The sequence below is a fragment of the Amycolatopsis thermophila genome (genome assembly GCF_030814215.1).
In the GTDB taxonomy this organism is placed as follows: domain Bacteria; phylum Actinomycetota; class Actinomycetes; order Mycobacteriales; family Pseudonocardiaceae; genus Amycolatopsis_E; species Amycolatopsis_E thermophila.
The window spans coordinates 661,952-679,130 of sequence record NZ_JAUSUT010000001.1; the positions used below are offsets into that span (position 1 = coordinate 661,952).

18 protein-coding genes are annotated in these 17,179 nt (G+C 72.5%); 8 read left to right on the forward strand and 10 right to left on the reverse strand.

Features of this window, described 5'->3' with window-relative positions:
• Positions 1-177: 177 nt before the first annotated feature.
• Positions 178-1,353, reverse strand: coding sequence for an FAD-dependent monooxygenase (locus FB470_RS03320; RefSeq protein WP_306988629.1), 1,176 nt, complete (start codon positions 1,351-1,353; stop codon positions 178-180).
• A gap of 106 nt (positions 1,354-1,459) precedes the next feature.
• Here FB470_RS03320 and yaaA point away from each other — a divergent pair, with 106 nt between their 5' ends.
• Positions 1,460-2,191 (forward strand): peroxide stress protein YaaA, encoded by a 732-nt coding sequence (gene yaaA / locus FB470_RS03325; RefSeq protein ID WP_306988631.1) that lies wholly within the window; start codon positions 1,460-1,462, stop codon positions 2,189-2,191.
• On the opposite strand, the gene FB470_RS03330 is transcribed toward yaaA, so the two are convergent.
• On the reverse strand, positions 2,178-3,263 hold the full coding sequence (locus FB470_RS03330) for an NAD(P)/FAD-dependent oxidoreductase (protein WP_306988632.1): 1,086 nt from the start codon (positions 3,261-3,263) through the stop codon (positions 2,178-2,180). The two genes, yaaA and FB470_RS03330, sit on opposite strands and share 14 nt — an antisense overlap.
• A gap of 204 nt (positions 3,264-3,467) precedes the next feature.
• Here FB470_RS03330 and FB470_RS03335 point away from each other — a divergent pair, with 204 nt between their 5' ends.
• Positions 3,468-4,400 carry a serine protein kinase RIO gene (locus FB470_RS03335; protein ID WP_306988634.1) on the forward strand — a complete coding sequence of 311 codons (933 nt, stop codon included), beginning with the start codon at positions 3,468-3,470 and terminating at the stop codon, positions 4,398-4,400.
• Between the two features lie 213 nt (positions 4,401-4,613).
• Positions 4,614-5,996 (forward strand): DEAD/DEAH box helicase, encoded by a 1,383-nt coding sequence (locus FB470_RS03340; protein WP_306988636.1) that lies wholly within the window; start codon positions 4,614-4,616, stop codon positions 5,994-5,996.
• Between the two features lie 53 nt (positions 5,997-6,049).
• Here the strand turns inward: FB470_RS03340 and FB470_RS03345 are convergent, their stop codons facing one another.
• Positions 6,050-6,550, reverse strand: a complete 501-nt coding sequence (locus FB470_RS03345) for a winged helix-turn-helix transcriptional regulator (RefSeq protein WP_306988638.1) — start codon at positions 6,548-6,550, stop codon at positions 6,050-6,052.
• Positions 6,551-6,644: 94 nt separating this feature from the next.
• On the opposite strand from FB470_RS03345, the gene FB470_RS03350 reads away from it, so the two are divergent.
• A complete protein-coding gene (locus tag FB470_RS03350; protein WP_306988640.1) occupies positions 6,645-7,241 on the forward strand; it encodes a dihydrofolate reductase family protein in 597 nt (198 codons plus the stop codon).
• Between the two features lie 52 nt (positions 7,242-7,293).
• On the opposite strand, the gene FB470_RS03355 is transcribed toward FB470_RS03350, so the two are convergent.
• The gene (locus FB470_RS03355) at positions 7,294-8,016 is read right to left on the reverse strand and encodes a PIG-L deacetylase family protein (protein WP_306988642.1); all 723 of its coding nucleotides are present in this window, start codon (positions 8,014-8,016) and stop codon (positions 7,294-7,296) included.
• 45 nt (positions 8,017-8,061) lie between these two features.
• Between FB470_RS03355 and FB470_RS03360 the strand changes: the two genes are divergently transcribed.
• On the forward strand, positions 8,062-9,237 hold the full coding sequence (locus tag FB470_RS03360) for an 8-amino-7-oxononanoate synthase (protein ID WP_306988644.1): 1,176 nt from the start codon (positions 8,062-8,064) through the stop codon (positions 9,235-9,237).
• Here the strand turns inward: FB470_RS03360 and FB470_RS03365 are convergent.
• Both FB470_RS03365 and FB470_RS03370 read right to left on the reverse strand, forming a co-directional pair.
• The gene (locus FB470_RS03365) at positions 9,203-9,649 is read right to left on the reverse strand and encodes a GNAT family N-acetyltransferase (RefSeq protein ID WP_306988646.1); all 447 of its coding nucleotides are present in this window, start codon (positions 9,647-9,649) and stop codon (positions 9,203-9,205) included. The two genes, FB470_RS03360 and FB470_RS03365, sit on opposite strands and share 35 nt — an antisense overlap.
• Positions 9,650-9,659: 10 nt before the next feature.
• Positions 9,660-10,469: a serine protease gene (locus tag FB470_RS03370; protein ID WP_306988648.1), complete on the reverse strand. Its 810-nt coding sequence runs from the start codon at positions 10,467-10,469 to the stop codon at positions 9,660-9,662.
• A 171-nt stretch (positions 10,470-10,640) separates the two neighbouring features.
• Between FB470_RS03370 and FB470_RS03375 the strand changes: the two genes are divergently transcribed.
• Together FB470_RS03375 and FB470_RS03380 are read left to right on the forward strand one after the other, a co-directional pair.
• Positions 10,641-11,471, forward strand: a complete 831-nt coding sequence (locus FB470_RS03375) for a M15 family metallopeptidase (protein ID WP_306999035.1) — start codon at positions 10,641-10,643, stop codon at positions 11,469-11,471.
• 68 nt (positions 11,472-11,539) lie between these two features.
• Positions 11,540-12,931 carry a mycothione reductase gene (locus FB470_RS03380; protein ID WP_306988650.1) on the forward strand — a complete coding sequence of 464 codons (1,392 nt, stop codon included), beginning with the start codon at positions 11,540-11,542 and terminating at the stop codon, positions 12,929-12,931.
• A 97-nt stretch (positions 12,932-13,028) separates the two neighbouring features.
• Here FB470_RS03380 and FB470_RS03385 read toward each other — a convergent pair whose 3' ends face one another.
• Positions 13,029-14,264 (reverse strand): CynX/NimT family MFS transporter, encoded by a 1,236-nt coding sequence (locus FB470_RS03385; protein WP_370876442.1) that lies wholly within the window; start codon positions 14,262-14,264, stop codon positions 13,029-13,031.
• Positions 14,265-14,291: 27 nt separating this feature from the next.
• Between FB470_RS03385 and FB470_RS03390 the strand changes: the two genes are divergently transcribed.
• Positions 14,292-14,960: a FadR/GntR family transcriptional regulator gene (locus FB470_RS03390; protein WP_306988654.1), complete on the forward strand. Its 669-nt coding sequence runs from the start codon at positions 14,292-14,294 to the stop codon at positions 14,958-14,960.
• 15 nt (positions 14,961-14,975) lie between these two features.
• Here FB470_RS03390 and map read toward each other — a convergent pair whose 3' ends face one another.
• The 3 genes from map to FB470_RS03405 are packed head-to-tail and all read right to left on the reverse strand — an operon-like array spanning position 14,976 to position 17,177.
• A complete protein-coding gene (gene map, locus FB470_RS03395; protein WP_306988656.1) occupies positions 14,976-15,833 on the reverse strand; it encodes a type I methionyl aminopeptidase in 858 nt (285 codons plus the stop codon).
• Between the two features lie 45 nt (positions 15,834-15,878).
• On the reverse strand, positions 15,879-16,733 hold the full coding sequence (locus FB470_RS03400; RefSeq protein WP_306988658.1) for a GNAT family N-acetyltransferase: 855 nt from the start codon (positions 16,731-16,733) through the stop codon (positions 15,879-15,881).
• A 48-nt stretch (positions 16,734-16,781) separates the two neighbouring features.
• Positions 16,782-17,177 carry a VOC family protein gene (locus tag FB470_RS03405; RefSeq protein ID WP_306988660.1) on the reverse strand — a complete coding sequence of 132 codons (396 nt, stop codon included), beginning with the start codon at positions 17,175-17,177 and terminating at the stop codon, positions 16,782-16,784.
• Positions 17,178-17,179 lie beyond the last annotated feature (2 nt).

A 17,179-nucleotide genomic window follows, 5' to 3' on the forward strand; every position in this document is an offset into this window, starting at 1 on the left:
CAGACACCGCGAGCACAGCAGCGACGAAAGCGCCCGAGTCACGATGCCCGAGCTACCGCACGCGCGCAATGCGGCACGCGCCGCGCCCGCCGCACCCCGGCAAGCGGCCCGCGGAACGCCGCCGGCTGTGCGGTGGCCGCAGGTGGCCAGCCCGCTGCCAGGACCCCCGGCAGGGCCTCAGATGCCGTAGTCCTTCACCTTCAGCGCGTTCGCCGCCTTCAGGGTCATCCGGTCGAACACGCCCGAGAACACCCGCGTCGTCAGCATGCGGTGCGACTGGTTGCGCAACCACAGTCCCCGCGCGGTGCGCGGCGCCAGGAACGGGCCCGTGCCCTTCGCCTGCTTGGCACCCGCCTCGGCGGCGGGGCGGACCTCCGCCTCGTACCGGCCGAACGCCACCGCGTGGTCCCCGCCCGCCGCGGCCAGCTCACCGGCCAGCACGTACGCCGCCATCATCGCCAGGCCCGTGCCACCGCCGCCCGGGCCCACGCCCCAGCCCGCGTCGCCGACCAGGGCGACCCGTCCGCGCGTGTACGCGGGCAGGTAGACGTGCGCCAGCTCGTCGAAGTACAGGTCGTCCGCGTCGGCCAGTGCGGCGACCAGCCGCGGCACCTCCCAGCCGACCCTGGCGTAGACCTCCGCGATCGTCCGCTTCAGCTGGACCTCGTCCTTGCGCTCGAAGCGCCGCCCCTCCAGCGGGAACACCAGACCAGCGCTCGCCGGGCCGTCCGGGTCCTGCGCGGACAACGTCACGCCCCGCCCCGGCACGTTGTAGATCAACCCGGTGTGGTCCAGCCGCAGGTGGTTCGGCGCGGTGAACCCGGCGAACGCGTACCCCATCTCCGTGCGGAACCGCGACTCCGGCCCGAACGCGAGCGCCCGCACCCCCGAGTGCAGCCCGTCGGCACCGATCACCAGGTCCACGGTCCGCGGCGCGCCGTGGGCGAACGTGACCTCCACGCCGGCCGCCGTCTCGGTCAGCGACGTGATCCAGTCCCCGAACACGTACTCGGTGTCCGCCCTCGTCGCCTCGTACAGCACCCGGCTCAGATCGCCGCGCTGGATCTCGACCTCGCCGCTGATCATCGACGCCGGCAGGCTCGCCACCCGTGTCCCGGACTCGTCCAGGATGTGCTGCTCCCCCATCGACGTCTGGTGCGCGCGGATCTCCTCCAGCAACCCCATCAGACGCAGCACCCGCATCTGCTCGCCGCGGAAGTCCACCGCCTGCCCACCCTCGCGCAGCGCGGGCGCCCGCTCCACCACCGTCGTCGACCACCCCAGGCGGTTCAGCCAGTAGGCCACCGACGGGCCGGCGATGCTCGCGCCGGAAATGAGAACGGTCCTGCTCATGTGTGCCTCCTCGTCTCGGATGACCCGAGCTTCGCGAGCAGCGCTGACCGTCGGCTGACCGTGGGCTGACCGGCCCTCCGGGCACGGCCGGGTTACCCTGCTGGCCGTGCTGGTGTTGCTCCCCCCTTCGGAAACCAAGGCTGCCGGTGGCGACGGTCCACCGCTGGATCTGGACGAGCTGTCGTTCCCGGAGCTGAACCCCCTGCGGCGCAAGATCGCCGACGCGCTGGTCGACCTCGCCGCCGACGTCCCGGGGAGCCTGGACGTGCTCGGGCTGTCGCGGCGCCAGGAGGACGAGGTCGCGCGCAACGCCGCGCTCTGGACCTCCCCGACCCTGCCCGCACTGGAGCGCTACACCGGCGTCCTCTACGACGCGCTGGACTACGGCGGGATGCGCAAGGCCGCGCGGGCCAAGGCGGACCGCCGCCTCGCCGTCGCCTCCGCGTTGTTCGGCATCGCCCGCGGCGACGACCGCATCCCGGCCTACCGGCTCTCCGGCGGCACGTCCCTGCCCGCGCTGGGCTCGTTGCGCTCGCTGTGGCGTCCGGTGGCCGAACCCGCACTGGCCGAAGTGGACGGCCTGATCGTCGACCTGCGGTCGGGCGCCTACGCCGCGCTGGCCCGCGTCCCGCATGCGATCACCGTGCGGGTGGTCACGGCGAGCGGCCGGACCGTGAGCCACTTCAACAAGGCCTACAAGGGAAAGCTCGCGGCGGCGCTGGCGACCGCGTCGCGCGAACCCTCCACTGTGGAGGGCTTGATCGACGCCGCCGAGAAGGCCGGGATCACGCTCGACCGCGTCGGCGAGCAGGAGCTGGAGCTGATCACCGACCGGTGAACCGCTCCGGCCGGTAGGGCTCGAGGTCGACCGTGATCTCTTCGCCGAGCGCGAGGCACGCGATCAGGCGACCGGCGAACGGCGCCGCGGTCAGGCCACCGTGGCCGAAGCCGGTGGCGATCAGCACGTCCGGCCGGTCCTCGAGCGGGCCGAGCAGCGGCAGGCCGTCCGGCGAGGCGGGCCGGAACCCGACCCGCGTCTCCAGCAGCGTCGCCTCGGCCAGGCCGGGCGCGACGGTCAGGGCGTGGTCCAGCACCTCCCGCTGGCCGGCGGCGGTGACCCGGTGGTCGAACCCCGAGCCGGTCTCCCGCGTCGCGCCCGCGACGACCCGCGAGCCGGGGAAGGCCAGCAGGTAGTGGCTGGACACCGGCAGCACGACGGGCCATCGCGCGGTGTCGGTACCGGGTAGTTCGAAGTGGCTGATCTGACCGCGTTGCGGCGCCACCGGGACGGCGGGCAGCAGCTCCCCGGTCCAGGCGCCGGCCGCGACGACGACCCGGTCGCCGGCCAGCTCCTCGTCGCCGATCCGCAGGCCGCGCGGGGTCAGCGCGGCCCGCCCCTGGACGATCCGGGCGCCGCGCCGGACCGCCGCGTCCAGCAGGGCCTGCCGCATGCGCCGTCCGTCGACCCGGCCGCCGCCGGAGACGTGCACGGCGGCCAGGCCGGGGGCGAGCGCGGGGAACAGCTCACGGGCCTGCGCCTGGTCGAGCCGCTCGACCCGTCCCGCGGCGGGCTCACCGGCGACCCGGTCGCCGACGCGCCGGTACTCCTCGTCCAGTTCGGTCTCGTCGGCCGAGACGATCATCCCACCGACCACCTCGAACGAGGTGTTCGCGGCGCCGTCCTCGGCCAGCTGCGCCACCAGGTCCGGGTAGTACGCGGCGGCGGCCGCGGCGAAGCGGTATTCGTCGTCACCCCGCCGGCTCGTCCACGGGCACACGATGCCGGCGCCCGCGGCGGTGGCCACGCCCGGACGGTCCTCGTCGACTACGACGACGTCCGCGCCGCGCCGGGCGAGCTGGTGGGCCGCACTCGCCCCGGCGATCCCGGAGCCGATCACGAGAACACGCATGCCCGCCAGTCTGCCCGTTATTCGGTTGCGGCCACACCACCGTCACGGGCACGATCACCCGAGTGCCGGTGCGCTGGGCCCGGTGGGAAGTGAAGGAGGTGCGTCGTGTCCGTCGTTGTCCTGGGCCGTGCCCTCCTCGCCCAGCCACCCGCCCCGCCCGCCTGATCCCGCGCCGGTGGGGCACTCATCCCTGGAGACCCACCAGTGCGCCAGCACGATTCCGAAGACTTCACGCCACGCTCACGCCGTCGCCGCCCGCGGTTCGACGACGACATCAACCCCGTCCGCAGCGGCCGCCTCACCCCGGACGAACGGGAACGGCTCGCCCGGCTGCGCGACGACTCCTACGCCGAACCGGAGATCCCCGGCGGCGCCGACCGCTATTCGACCTGGGACAGCGCCGAGCACGGCCCGCGCCCGCACCCGGCGTGGGTGATCACCGAACTGGCCGCCGTGGACACCGAGCTCGGTGTCCTCAAGACCGGCAAGGAGGCCGAGGTGCACCTGCTGCGCCGCGGCCTGCCGGACGGCAGCCGGGAATGCCTGCTCGCCGCGAAGCGTTACCGCTCTAGCGAGCACCGTCAGTTCCACCGCGACTCCGGGTACCTCGAGGGCAGGCGCATGCGCCGGTCACGGGAGAACCGGGCGATGGCGCAGCGGACCTCGTTCGGCCGCAACCTCATCGCCGAGCAGTGGGCGGTCGCCGAGTTCGCCGCGCTCAGTCGGTTGTGGACGATCGGGGTGCCGGTGCCCTACCCGGTGCAGCGGGACGGCACCGAACTGCTGCTGGAGTTCGTCGGCGACGCCGACGGCACGGCGGCACCGCGGCTGGCGCAGCTGCGCCCCGAGCCCGACGAACTGCAGGACCTGTGGTTCCAGACGCTCGGTGCGCTCGACGTGCTGGCGTCCGAGGGGCTCGCGCACGGAGACCTGTCCGCCTACAACATCCTCGTCCACGACGGCCGGATCGTGCTGATCGACCTGCCGCAGGTGGTCGATGTGGTGGCCAATCCGAGGGGAGCGGAGTACCTCAGCCGTGACGTCCACAACATCTCCGGGTGGTTCGCCGCACGGGGACTGCAGGTCGGAGCCGATGACCTGGCATCCGACCTGCGGAAGCGGGCGGGGCTGACGTGAGGTCCCGGACGGTCTTCGGGTATTCTGATCACAGTCCGCAACCGGGCGACGTGAATTCGGGTCGCCCCCTTCCTGGAACGCGGACACACCACCGATGGCGCAGCCGCGCCGGGTTCGTCCTTGTGAAAGCCCGCCGAACTTGTCTTCCGCCTGCCTGCGCGCAGGCACACCGGGCCTCCCTTGCGACGTACCACCACGTCCGAGAGGCAGTGCGTGAGCATCACCCTTGAGTCCACTTCCACCGTGCAGTCGTTTGCCGACCTGAACCTGCCCGAGCCCCTGCTCGGGGCGTTGCGCAAGGCCGGCCTCGACGCACCCTTCCCGATCCAGTCGGCGACCCTGCCGGACGCGCTCGCGGGGCGCGACGTGCTCGGCCGGGCGCAGACCGGGTCCGGGAAGACCCTCGCCTTCGGGCTGGCCCTGCTGGCCCGCCTCGACGGCGGCAAGGCCCGGTCGCGGAAACCCCGCAGCCTGGTCCTCGTTCCCACGCGTGAGCTGGCCCTCCAGGTCAGCGACGCGCTCACCCCGCTGGCCCGCGCGCTGGGCCTGTGGTGCCGGACCGCCGTCGGCGGGATGGCCTTCCCCCGGCAGGCCGACGCGCTGCACCGCGGCGTCGACCTGCTGATCGCCACGCCGGGTCGCCTGTCGGACCACGTCCGGCAGGGCACCGCCGACCTGAGCGAGGTCGACTTCGTCGCGATCGACGAGGCCGACCAGATGGCCGACATGGGCTTCCTGCCCCAGGTCCGGGAGATCCTGGACCTGACCCCGCGCGACGGCCAGCGGCTGCTGTTCTCGGCGACGCTGGACGGCGACGTCGGGCAGCTGGTCAACCGCTACCTGCACGACCCGGTCGAGCACTCGGTCGCGCCGGCCACCGCCAGCGTCGACACGATGGACCACTACGTGTTCCAGGTCTCGCGCCAGGAGAAGCAGTCGGTGATCACCGAGATCGGCGCCCGCGAGGGCCGCACGATCATGTTCGTGCGCACCAAGCACCACGTGGACCGGTTGACCGACCGGCTGCGTGAGCGGGGTGTGCGGGCGGGCGCGCTGCACGGCGGCAAGTCGCAGGGCCAGCGCAACCGGGTCCTGCAGGACTTCCGCGACGGCCACACCACGGTGCTGGTCGCCACGGACGTCGCCGCGCGTGGCATCCACGTCGACGACGTCAGCCTGGTGCTGCACGTCGACCCGGCTGCCGACCACAAGGACTACCTGCACCGAGCCGGCCGCACCGCGCGCGCCGGGGCGTCGGGCGTCGTGGTCACGCTGATCACGCCGGACCAGCGCCGCACGGTCCGCCGGATGACCGACAAGGCCGGCGTGCGCGCCGACAACCTGGTGGTCCGCCCCGGTGACCCGAAGATGGCGGACATCACCGGCTCCCGCGAGCCGAGCGGTGTCCCGGTCGTCGACCGCCCCCGCGACACCGTCCCGCGCCGGGCCGGCGGCTCGCGTGGGTTCGGCGGGCCGCAGCGTCCGCGCCGCAGCGGTGGCTACGGCCACGGTGACCGCGACCGCGGGCACGCCGGCGGGTACCGGCAGGGGCGTCCGGGCCGCGGCCCGCGACGCAGCACACCGTCCGCGAGCTGATCGAGTCTGAACGGAGAACCGCCGCGACCCACGCCAGGGTCGCGGCGGTTTTCTCATGCGCTCTGTTCCTCGAGGGCGGCTTCGTAGGCGCTGCGCAGCCGCGCGAAGACCGATTCGCGGCCGTCCGGGCGCGGGATGCCCAGGTGCTGCTCGCGCAGCTCGTCCATGAACTCGTCCCACAGCGGCTGGCCGCCGCGCTCCAGCAGCTCCGCCCGCACGGCCAGCTCGCGCGTCACGGGCAGGTGACGTCGCCCCCACGCGCCGAGCGCGGCCATGACCGGCACGAGCTGGATCGCCGGCTCGGTCAGGCTGTAGATCACCTTCTGCTTGTGGGTGGGGTCCGGGGCGCGCGACACGAGCCCCAGCTCGGTGAGCCGCTGCAGGCGCGACGCGAGGATGTTCGACGCGATCCCCTCGTCCGAGTTCTGCAGCAGCTCCCGGAAGTGGCGGCGGTTGCCGAACATCATGTCCCGGATCACCACCAGCGACCACCGATCACCCAGCACCTCGACCGACAGGTTGATCGGGCACCCCGACCGGCGTTCCTCCGTCATCGCTTCTCCTTCCGATTGCAGTTTACAACCGGTCTCGGAAGCAGTACAGTTCCCGGAAACCGATTGCAACTCGCAACCAGATAGGGGAACGACGATGACCACGGTGTCCAGCGACCTCGGCATCTCGATCGACGGCTACCTGGCCGGTCCCCGGCAGAGCCGGGAGAACCCGCTCGGCGAAGGGGCCGAACGGCTGCACAGGTGGATGTTCGAAGCCGAGGAGGAGAACCAGGCCGAGGTGGACGCCATCCTCGGGCACGGCGCCTACATCATGGGGCGCAACATGTTCGGGCCCGTCCGCGGCGAATGGGACGAGGACTGGCGCGGCTGGTGGGGCGAGGAGCCGCCGTACCACGCGCCGGTGTTCGTGCTGACCCACTTCCCGCACGAGCCGATCGAGATGGCGGGCGGCACGACCTTCCACTTCGTGACCGACGGGATCGAGTCGGCGATGGCGCAGGCGCGCGCCGCGGCCGGCGAGAAGACGGTGTCGGTCGCCGGCGGCGCCTCGACGGTGGACCAGTTCCTCAACGCCGGGCTGATCGACGAGCTGCGGCTGCACATCGCCCCGGTGCTGCTCGGCGCCGGTGAGCGGCTCTTCGCGACCGTGTCCGACCTGGACCTCGAGCCGGTCTCGTCGCGCACCACCTCGCTCGTCACACACGTGACCTACCGGCTCCGCCACCCGTGACCCGCGGGCCCGTGCCGGGCGGCATCGGGCCGCGACGTGGACCGGGCCGGTCCTACCGCTGCGGGAACAGCTCGAAAGTGCAGGCGAGCGGCACGCCGAACAACTCGCCCGCCGTCGAGGCGAACTGCCGCAGGAACGGCTCCGGCTCGGCCATGTCGCCGTCCAGCGCGGCCAGGTACGCCTTGTGCTCGCTCAGCGAGGCGACGGCCGCGTCGAAGGTGTCGGTGATGTCCACGCCGTGCGTCGGCCGGGGTGAACCGCTCACGGCCACCCAGCGCACACCGCTCCACGGTTCGAGGCCCAGGTCGGGGAACAGCCAGCGATTCGCCGCGTCGCGAACCGCGTCGAGGACCGCCGCGCCGACGTGCCGGTGATCGGCCATGTTGAACCCGCCGCCGGGGAAGCTCTCGCGGTGGTTGAGCGTCACCACGAGCTCGGGCCGGTGCCGCCGGATCGCCGCCGCGATGTCGCGCCGCAGGGGGACCCCGTTCTCGATCAGCCCGTCCGGGTGGTCGAGGAACTCGACCTGCTCGACGCCGACGACACGCGCGCTCGCGAGCTGCTCCTGCGTCCGCAGCGGCCCGGCCTCCTCGGGCGGCATGCTGTCGATCCCGGCCTCGCCGCGCGAGGCGAGGACGTAGACCACGGACTTCCCCTGGCGGGTCCAGCGGGCGATGGCACCGGCCGCGCCGTACTCGAGGTCGTCGGGATGCGCCACGACCGCCAGCGCCCGGTTCCAGTCCTCCGGCATCGGCTCCGGTCTCGTATCCGTCATGGCCCCTCCACTGCTCAGCACCGGCTCGGTGCGACACTGCGTGACGTGAACGTACCGGCTTCCCCGTCCCCAGAGCAGGTTTTCGACTGGCTCGACACCGCGGCCGAGAAGCGCGCCGCGGCCGGGCTGACCAGCCGGCTGCGCCCCCGGGGGGCCTCCTCGACGGAACTGGATCTCGCCGGGAACGACTACCTCGGCCTGGCCCGCGACAAGCGCGTCGCCGGTGCCGCCGCGGCCGCCGCGCTCCGCTGGGGTGCGGGCGCGACCGGGTCCCGGCTGGTCACCGGGTCCACGGAGCTGCACGCCGAACTCGAATACGAGCTGGCCCGCTTCTGCGGCGCGCAGGCCGCCCTGGTGTTCTCCTCGGGCTTCACGGCCAACCTCGGTGCCGTCACCGCGCTGTCCGGCGCCGAGTCGGCGATCGTCAGCGACAAGTACATCCACACCTCGCTGGTCGAGGGTTGCCGCCTGTCCCGCACCGACGTCGCCGCGATCAACCACTGCGAACCGGCGGCGATCAAGCACGCCCTCGCGACCCGACGCAAGCCGCGGGCCCTGGTCGTCACCGACTCGGTGTTCTCGGTGGACGGCGACCTGGCCCCGCTGGCGGAGCTGTCCCGGGTGTGCCGCGAGCACGGCGCGGCGTTGCTGGTCGACGACGCGCACGGGTTCGGCGTGCTCGGCGACGGCGGCCGCGGTGCCGTGCACGCCGCCGGCCTGGCCGGTGCGCCGGACGTGGTCACCACGATCACGCTGTCGAAGTCGCTGGGCGCGCAGGGCGGCGCCGTCCTCGGGCCGCGCCGGGTGATCCGGCACCTCGCCGAGACGGCTCGCAGCTTCATCTTCGACACCGCGCTCGCCCCGGCCAGCGCGGCCGCGGCGCTGGCCGCGCTCGGCGTTCTCAAGTCCGAGCCCGGCCTGCCGGAGAAGGTCGTCACCAACGCGGTGACGCTGTCCACTCAGCTGCGGGCGGCCGGGCTCCGGGTGAGCACACCGGAGGCCGCGGTGCTGTCCGTGCGGGCGCCCTCCGCCGAGTCCGCTGTGGAGTGGGCGGCCCGCTGCGCCGAACAGGGCGTGCGCGTCGGGTGTTCCCGCCCGCCGTCGGTCCCGGACGGCGTGTCGCGGTTGCGCCTGACCGTCCGGGCCGACCTCACGGAGTCCGATGTGGACACCGCGGTGAAGGTGATCAGCGAATCGGCGCCAGCCGGCGCCGCATCGTGATGTGCGGGATGCCGTCCTCGTCGAACTCGTCGCCCTCGGCGACGTAGCCGAACTTCTCGTAGAAACCCCGCGCGTAGGTCTGCGCGTCGAGCACGCTGTCCGCGTCGCCGACCGAGATCAGCGCCGCGGTCATCAGCCGCGCTGCCAGGCCACGGCCGCGGGCGCTCTTGGCGGTGACCACCCGGCCGATGCGCTGGACCCCGTCGTCCTCGGCGAGGACCCGCAGGTACGACTCGATGCCGTCCGGCCCGTCGATCCAGAAGTGGCGGGTGGTCGGGAGCAGGTCACGGCCGTCCAGCTCGGGGTACGGGCAGGTCTGCTCCACGACGAACACCTCCACCCGGAGCTGGAGGATGTCGTACAACTGCTGCGTGGTCAGGTCCGGTCCGCGGACGCCTCTCTCGGGGTTCACGCAGTCCTGACTACCAGAACACGCGGCGCGACGGGTCCGCTTCGCTCCGAATCTCGTCGGCGTAGGTGATCACGCGGGTGTAGACGCCCGGTTTGCCGGGGCGGGCGCAGCCGTCGCCCCACGACACGATCCCGATGAGCGTGTCGCCGACCACGAGCGGGCCGCCGGAGTCGCCCTGGCACGCGTCGATCTCGCCCTGCGGGTAGCCGGCGCACACCATCGAGCGGGAGTCGTAGTTGGAGTAGCTGGACCGGCAGCCGTCGTCACTGACGACCGGCACGACCGCGCTGCGCAGCACGTCCGAGCGCGCGCCGCCGTCGGCGGTGCGGCCCCAGCCGAGCACCGTGGCCTTCGTGCCCTCGGCGTACAGCGAGTCGTCTCCCGGCAGGTTCACCGTGCGGTAGGGCAGGCTCTGCGACAGCTTCAGCACCGCGACGTCATCGCCCTTGCCCGGGTCGGAGAAGGACGACGGGATCCACACGTCGCGCACGGACACGACCTTGCCGTCGTTCGTGCGCTTGTCCTGGCGGCCCGCGACCACCCGCAGATCCGTCCGCGCCACCGCCTTCGCGCAGTGCGCCGCCGTGGCCACCGCGGTCGGGCTGACGATGACGCCGCCGCAGAACTGGTTGCCGCTCTTGTCGGTCAGGAACACCGCGTACGGGTAGTCGCGGACGGACGCCTCGGTGCCGCCGACGATGTCCGGGCGCGCACTCGTGGACGGCATGGCCGCGGCGACCACCGGCACGGACGCGGCGGCGGCGATGACGGCCGCCAGCGCAAAACGGAATCGGCGGTCGCGTCGACGGTGCTTCGCCATGCGCGCGCTCCCTTCGAAAGCTCAGTGATCCCCCTGCGCACACCCGATCGTTCGACGAACGACTCCGGGGCGTGAGATTGCCGCACATACAGTAGTCGACAAGTTGCCGGAACCGGTGTCACTGAATCGGGTGGTCTCGATTCTGGGAGACTGACAGGCGTGCGAGGAATCGTGGCGCTCCTGCTGGCGCTCGGGCTCGTGGCGTGCAACGCCCCGTCCGAGCCGGCACCGCCCGCACCCTCCCCGGCGGCGCCGCCGGTGACCACGACGACCGCGCCGCCGCCGTCCACGACCACCACCGCTCCCCCGGCCTGGACCGTCGGCGCGACCCCGCTGCCGCGCCGGGCCGACGGGTTCGGGCAGGTCCGGCCGACGCCGGAGGCGCTGCGCAACCGCAGTCTGCCGACGCCGGACTTCCTCCCGCCGCCCCCGGACGGCCGGTACGCCTCGGCCGTCGGCGCCGTCCCGCGGGACGTGCTCGCCCGCAGCACGTGGCAGTCCGCGTGCCCGGTCGCCGCGTCGGACCTGCGTTACGTGACGATGTCGTTCTGGGGCTTCGACGGCAAGGCGCACACCGGCGAGATGCTGCTCAACGCCTCGGTGGCGCAGGACGTGACGCGGGTGTTCGGGCAGCTGTTCGCCGCGCGGTTCCCGATCGAGGAAATGCGGATCACCTCGCCCGCCGAGCTGGACGCGCCGCCGACCGGGGACGGCAACAACACCAGCGCGTTCGTGTGCCGCCCGGTCCGCGGCCAGACGAACTGGTCGGCGCACGCCTACGGCCTGGCGATCGACCTGAACCCGTTCTGCAACCCCTACACCAAGGGCGACCTGGTGCTGCCCGAACTGTCGTCCGCGTACCTGGACCGCTCGTGGGTGCGGCCGGGGATGGTCGAGGCCGGGGACGCGACCGTGCGTGCGTTCGCCGCGGTCGGCTGGGACTGGGGCGGCGCCTGGCGGGAACCCACGGACCGGATGCACTTCACCGCCACCGGCGGGTAGGACGGGAACAAATCGCCGGTTCGGGCCGGTTGGACGACGTGAACGCGCAGCTGCTGGAGGTTGGTCACGTGCCCCACTACGACCTGGTGATCGTCGGAACCGGCTCGGGGAACTCGATCCTCGATCCCCGGTTCGCCGGATGGAAGACGGCGATCGTCGAGAAGGGCGTGTTCGGCGGCACCTGCCTCAACGTCGGCTGCATCCCGACCAAGATGTTCGTGCACGCCGCCGACGTCGCCGCGACGCCGTCGGTCTCGAGCCGGTTCGGCATCGACGAGACGCTGGACGAGGTGCGCTGGCCGGACGTCCGCGACCGGATCTTCGGCCGGATCGACCCGATCGCCGAGGGCGGTCGCGAGTACCGGATCGGCCACGAGGACAACGCCAACGTCACGGTGTACGAGGGCCAGGGCCGGTTCACCGGGCGCAAGGAACTGACCGTCTCGTTCCCGGACGGGCGGCCGGACGAGGTCGTCACCGCGGACCGGTTCGTGCTCGCCGCAGGCGGCCGTCCGGTGGTGCCCGACCTGCCGGGGCTCGAGGACGTCGGCTACCACACGTCCGACACCGTGATGCGGCTCGAGACGCTGCCGTCGCGGCTGGTCATCGTCGGCAGCGGGTTCATCGCCGCCGAGTTCGCGCACGTCTTCACGTCGTTCGGCGTCGAGGTCACGCTGGTCGCCCGCTCCGGCGCGCTCCTGCGGAGCGAGGACTCCGACATCAGCAAGCGGTTCACCGAGCTGGCCGTGCAGCGGTTCGACGTCCGGCTCAACCGCAAGGCCGTGCGCGTGCGTCCGTCGGGTGCGGGTGTCGCGCTGGAGCTGGAGGGGCCACAGGGCGCCGAGACCGTGGAGGCGGACGAGCTGCTGCTCGCGATCGGGCGCCGGCCGAACTCCGATCTGCTCGACGTGGCCGCGACGGGCGTGACGACGACCGAGGACGGGCACGTGATCGTCGACGACCACCAGGAGACGGCGGTCGAGGGCATCTACGCGCTGGGCGACATCTCCTCGCCGTACGAGCTGAAGCACGTCGCCAACCACGAGGCGCGCGTGGTGCAGCACAACCTGCTGAACCCCGACTCCCCGATGACGGCCGACCACCGGTTCGTGCCGCACGCGGTGTTCACGTCGCCGCAGATCGCCTCGGTCGGGCTGACCGAGCAGGAGGCGCGCTCGCGGGGCGTGACGTACGTTTCGTCCACACAGGACTACGCGGGGATCGCCTACGGCTGGGCGATGGAGGACACCAGCGGGTTCGCGAAGCTGCTGGCCGACCCGGACACCGGGCAGCTGATCGGCGCGCACATCATCGGACCGCAGGCCTCGACCGTCATCCAGCCGCTGATCCAGGCGATGAGCTTCGGCCTCGACGCGAAGTCCATGGCGCGCGGGCAGTACTGGATCCACCCGGCGATGCCCGAGCTGATCGAGAACGCGCTGCTCAACCTGCCACTGTGACGAGCGGCGCGGTCCGCTGCACGCGCGCCGCCGGGCCGCTGTGGGGAGCCCGGCGTGGCCGCGGCGGACTCCCCGGTACGGCAAGCCGCCGTCGCGGTCAGACGTAGCGTGGCCGGCCCGCGAAGAAGCCGAACACCATCTGCCCGACCACCACCGCGAGCAGCATCGCGAACGGCACGGTCCACCCGCCGGTCACGTCGTGCAGGAATCCGAACAGGAACGGGCCCACCGCGGCGAGCAGGTAGCCGATCCCCTGCGCCATGGCGGACAGCTTCGCCGTGTCCGCGCCCGTGCGGGCCCGCAACGCGATCGTCGTCAGCGCCAGCGAGAACACGGCCATCCCGATCCCCAGGAAGATCGACCACAGCAGCGGCGCGGCCCCCGGCGCGACCATCAGCCCGGTCACACCGGCGATCCCGAACACGCCGAGCAGCAGGATCCACCCGCTCTGGCTCCCGCTCTTCGCGGCCAGCGGTGGCACGATCAGGCTCACCGGCAGGCCCAGCAGCGACACCAGGCCGAGCAGCAGGCCCGCGTCGCCCCGGCTGACGCCGGCGTCCATCAGCACCTGCGGCAACCAGCCCATCACGATGTAGGCGAGACAGGCCTGCATGCCGAAGAAGACCGTCACGATCCACGCCAGCGGGCTGCGGAACAGCGAACGGCCCTCGGTCGCGTTCTGAGCCGACGTCACCGAGCCGGGGCGGGTGCGTGCGGCGGACAGCCACAGCACGAGCGCCAGCACGGAGAGCAGCGCCCAGCTGCCGAGCCCCGGGCGCCAGCCGCCGAACGCGCTGTCCAGCGGCGGCGTCAGCGCCGACCCGAGCGCACCCCCGGCCTGCAGCGCACCGGTGTACAGACCGGTCATCAGCCCGATCCGCGTCGCGAACGACTCCTTGACCACGACCGGGATCAGGACGTTGGCGAGCGCGATCCCGGCGGTCCCGATGAGCGTGCCGCCGAGCACGACCAGCTGGCCGTCGAGCACCCGCAGCACCAGGCCACCGGAGAGCAGGGCGAGCGCGACTCCCACCGCCGCCGCGACGCCCAGCCGCCGCGCGACGACCGGCGCGGTCAGGCCGGCGAACGCGAAGCACAGGCCCGGAACCGTGGTCAGCGCCCCGGCCCACGTCGCGGACGCGCCCAGCGTGTCGCGCATCTCGTCGAGCACCGAGCCGACGCTGGTCACCGCCGGGCGCAGGTTCAGCGCCGCCAGCAGGACCGCCGCACCGAGCAGCCCGGTGCCGATGAGCACGCGGGGCGCGGGGGTTCGCGTCTTTTCCTGCACCGATGCCTCATCATTGACCGTCACACAGGCTAGTATGACAAACATAGGATGATCGGGTGAAGGGACTATCCGGTGCCACTTGCCACCACTCGCCGGACCGGCCTCGTCGACCAGGTGATCGGACAGCTCAGGGACGCCATCGCGGAGGGCGAATGGCCGATCGGGCAGCGGATACCCACTGAGGCGGCGCTCGCCGAGAGCCTCGGCGTCGGGCGCAACACCGTGCGCGAGGCCGTACGCGCGCTCGCGCACGGCGGTCTGCTCGAAGTCCGCCAGGGCGACGGCACGTACGTGCGCGCCACGAGCGAGGTGTCCGGCGCGATCCGCCGGTTGTGCGGGTCGGAGCTGCGCGAGGTGCTGGGCGTGCGCCGGGCGCTCGAGGTGGAGGCGGCGCGCCTGGCGGCGACCGTTCGCACCGACGAAGAGGTGGCGACGATCAGGGAACTGCTGGACCGGCGCGACGCGGCCTACCGCGACGAGGATCTGGCGACCTACGTGCGGGCGGACACCGAGTTCCACCTGGCGGTCGTCCGGGCCGCGCACAACGCCCTGCTGACCGAGCTCTACCGCGGGATCCTGGAGGCCGTGACGGCGAGCGTCGCGGCCACGACGGACACCCGCCTGCCGGAGACCGAGGCGATCGGCCACCGCGGCCTGCTGGAGGCGATCGAGGCCCGCGACACCGAGCGAGCCATGGCCGAGGCTGCGGGCTTCCTGGACGACCTCATCGACGAGACCTGACCCGCCGCGGGCACGTCAGGGCAGCGTCAGGATCTCCGCGCCGTCGGCGGTCACCACCAGCGTGTGCTCGAACTGGGCGGTCCAGCTCTTGTCCTTGGTGGTGACGGTCCAGTCGTCGTCCCAGATGTCGTAGTCGATCGAGCCCAGGGTGATCATCGGCTCGATCGTGAAGGTCATGCCCTCCTCGATGACCGTCGTCACGGACGGGTCCTCGTAGTGCAGCACCGTCGGCGCCGTGTGGAAGGACGGGCCGACGCCGTGGCCGGTGAAGTCGCGCACCACGCCGTAGCCGAACCGCTTCGCGTAGGACTCGATCACGCGGCCGATCACGTTCAGCTGCCGTCCGGGGCGCACGGCCTTGATCGCCCGCATCGTCGCCTCGTGGGTGCGCTCCACCAGCAGCCGCACCTCCTCCGACACGTCACCCGCGCAGAACGTCGCGTTCGTGTCGCCGTGCACACCGCCGATGAAGGCCGTCACGTCGATGTTGCAGATGTCGCCGTCCTCGATCACCGTCGAGTCCGGGATGCCGTGGCAGATGACCTCGTTCAGCGACGTGCAGCACGACTTCGGGAAGCCGCGGTAACCCAGCGTCGAGGGGTAGGCGTGGTGGTCGAGCAGGAACTCGTGCACCACCTTGTCGACGTCGTCGGTGGTGTTGCCGGGCTTGACGGCTTTGCCGCCCTCCTCCAGCGCCTGCGCGGCGATCCGGCTCGCCACGCGCATGGCCTCGATGACCTCCGGCGTGCGGACCCCGTTGCCGTTGTCCCGCTTCGGCGCCGGCTTGTCCACGTATTCGGGACGCGGGATGCTGGCGGGCACGGGGCGGCGCGGCGTCTGGACGCCAGGGGTCAACGGAGCGCGGTGGGACATGGCTCCACCCTACGACGCGCGCGCGGACCGCGGCCGTGAGCCCGGTCAGAACAGCACGGTCGCGTACCGGCCGACCTGGTTGAACCCGATCCGCCGGTACGCCGCCAGTGCGGGGCTGTTGAAGCTGTTCACGTAGAGGCTGGCCGTGCGGCCCAGACCGTTGACCAGATGGCTCACCACGGCCGCGGTACCCGTCGTGCCGAGCCCGTGCCCGCGGCGGTCCGGCCGCACCCACACGCCCTGGATCTGGCCGACGCTGCGGGACAGCGCCCCGATCTCGGCCTTGAACACGACCTCGCCGTTCTCGAACCGGGCGAACGCGCGCCCGCCGGCGATCAGCTCCGCGACGCGGGCGCGGTAGCTGGCGCCGCCGTCCCCGGCGCGCGGGTCGACGCCGACCTCCTCGATGAACATCGCGATCGCGGCCGGCAGGTACCGTTCGAGCTCGTCCGGCCGGACCGGGCGCACCATCGGGTCGGGCCGGACGGACGGCTGCGCTTCCATCGCCATCAGCGGCTGGTCGTCGCGGACCTCGCGGGCCGGGCCCCACTCGCCCGCCAGCTCGTCCCACAGCCCGAGGACCTGCTCCGCCGGGCCCACCAGTGACGAGCAGACCCGCTGCTTGCGCAGGGCGCGGTCGGCGAACGACCGCAGCGCCGCCGCGTTGCCGCGCAACGGGATCAGGTTCGGGCCGGAGAAGCACAGCCCGGGCAGGCGCCCGCCGCGGGAACCGCGGTAGTCGGCCGCCCACAGCTCACCGCCGAGCCGCCACGGGTCCAGACCCGCCACCTCGACGCGCGCGCTGACCATGCAGCTGGCCACCGGGTCCGCCGCGAGCACGGCGCGGACCACGGGATGATCCCGATCACTGAGCAGCCGTGCACCGGCAAGCCGCAACACATCCACCAGATTGCCAGATGGAGTGGTGGAACGGGAAATCGTGGGCGATCAAGCAGCCCCTCGATAGGTCCCGAAGGTCCACAGGTTGCCCTCGGGATCGCGGGCGGTGAAGGTGTGCGAGCCGAAGTCGGTGTCGTGCGGGGGCGCGACGACCTCGGCGCCGGCGGCGCGGACGCGCTCGTGGATCTCGTCTACGTGATCAGTGACGACGTAGGCCGAGCCGGCGTTCTTCGCGTCGCCGTGGACGCCGTCGACGCGGCTGGTGCTGCCGAACATGAAGCCGCCGCCTTCGGGCCAGCGCAGCTCGCCGTGCACGATCTGCCCGTCCTCGCCGGGTACGACGAGCGCCTCGCGGAAGCCGAACACCTCGGTGAGGAACGTCAGCGCGGCGCGGGCGTCGTCGTAGCGGAAGGCGGGCCAGACGGTGGGTGGGTTCTCGGTCATGC

Excerpts from the sequence above, each read along its gene's own strand:
- FB470_RS03320 (WP_306988629.1), bottom strand. The coding sequence starts at position 1,353 with ATGAGCAGGACCGTTCTCATTTCCGGCGCGAGCATCGCCGGCCCGTCG.
- FB470_RS03330 (WP_306988632.1), bottom strand. The coding sequence starts at position 3,263 with ATGCGTGTTCTCGTGATCGGCTCCGGGATCGCCGGGGCGAGTGCGGCC.
- FB470_RS03345 (WP_306988638.1), bottom strand. The coding sequence starts at position 6,550 with ATGACGGAGGAACGCCGGTCGGGGTGCCCGATCAACCTGTCGGTCGAG.
- FB470_RS03350 (WP_306988640.1), top strand. The coding sequence starts at position 6,645 with ATGACCACGGTGTCCAGCGACCTCGGCATCTCGATCGACGGCTACCTG.
- FB470_RS03355 (WP_306988642.1), bottom strand. The coding sequence starts at position 8,016 with ATGACGGATACGAGACCGGAGCCGATGCCGGAGGACTGGAACCGGGCG.
- FB470_RS03370 (WP_306988648.1), bottom strand. The coding sequence starts at position 10,469 with ATGGCGAAGCACCGTCGACGCGACCGCCGATTCCGTTTTGCGCTGGCG.
- FB470_RS03385 (WP_370876442.1), bottom strand. The coding sequence starts at position 14,264 with ATGTTTGTCATACTAGCCTGTGTGACGGTCAATGATGAGGCATCGGTG.
- map (WP_306988656.1), bottom strand. The coding sequence starts at position 15,833 with ATGTCCCACCGCGCTCCGTTGACCCCTGGCGTCCAGACGCCGCGCCGC.
- FB470_RS03405 (WP_306988660.1), bottom strand. The coding sequence starts at position 17,177 with ATGACCGAGAACCCACCCACCGTCTGGCCCGCCTTCCGCTACGACGAC.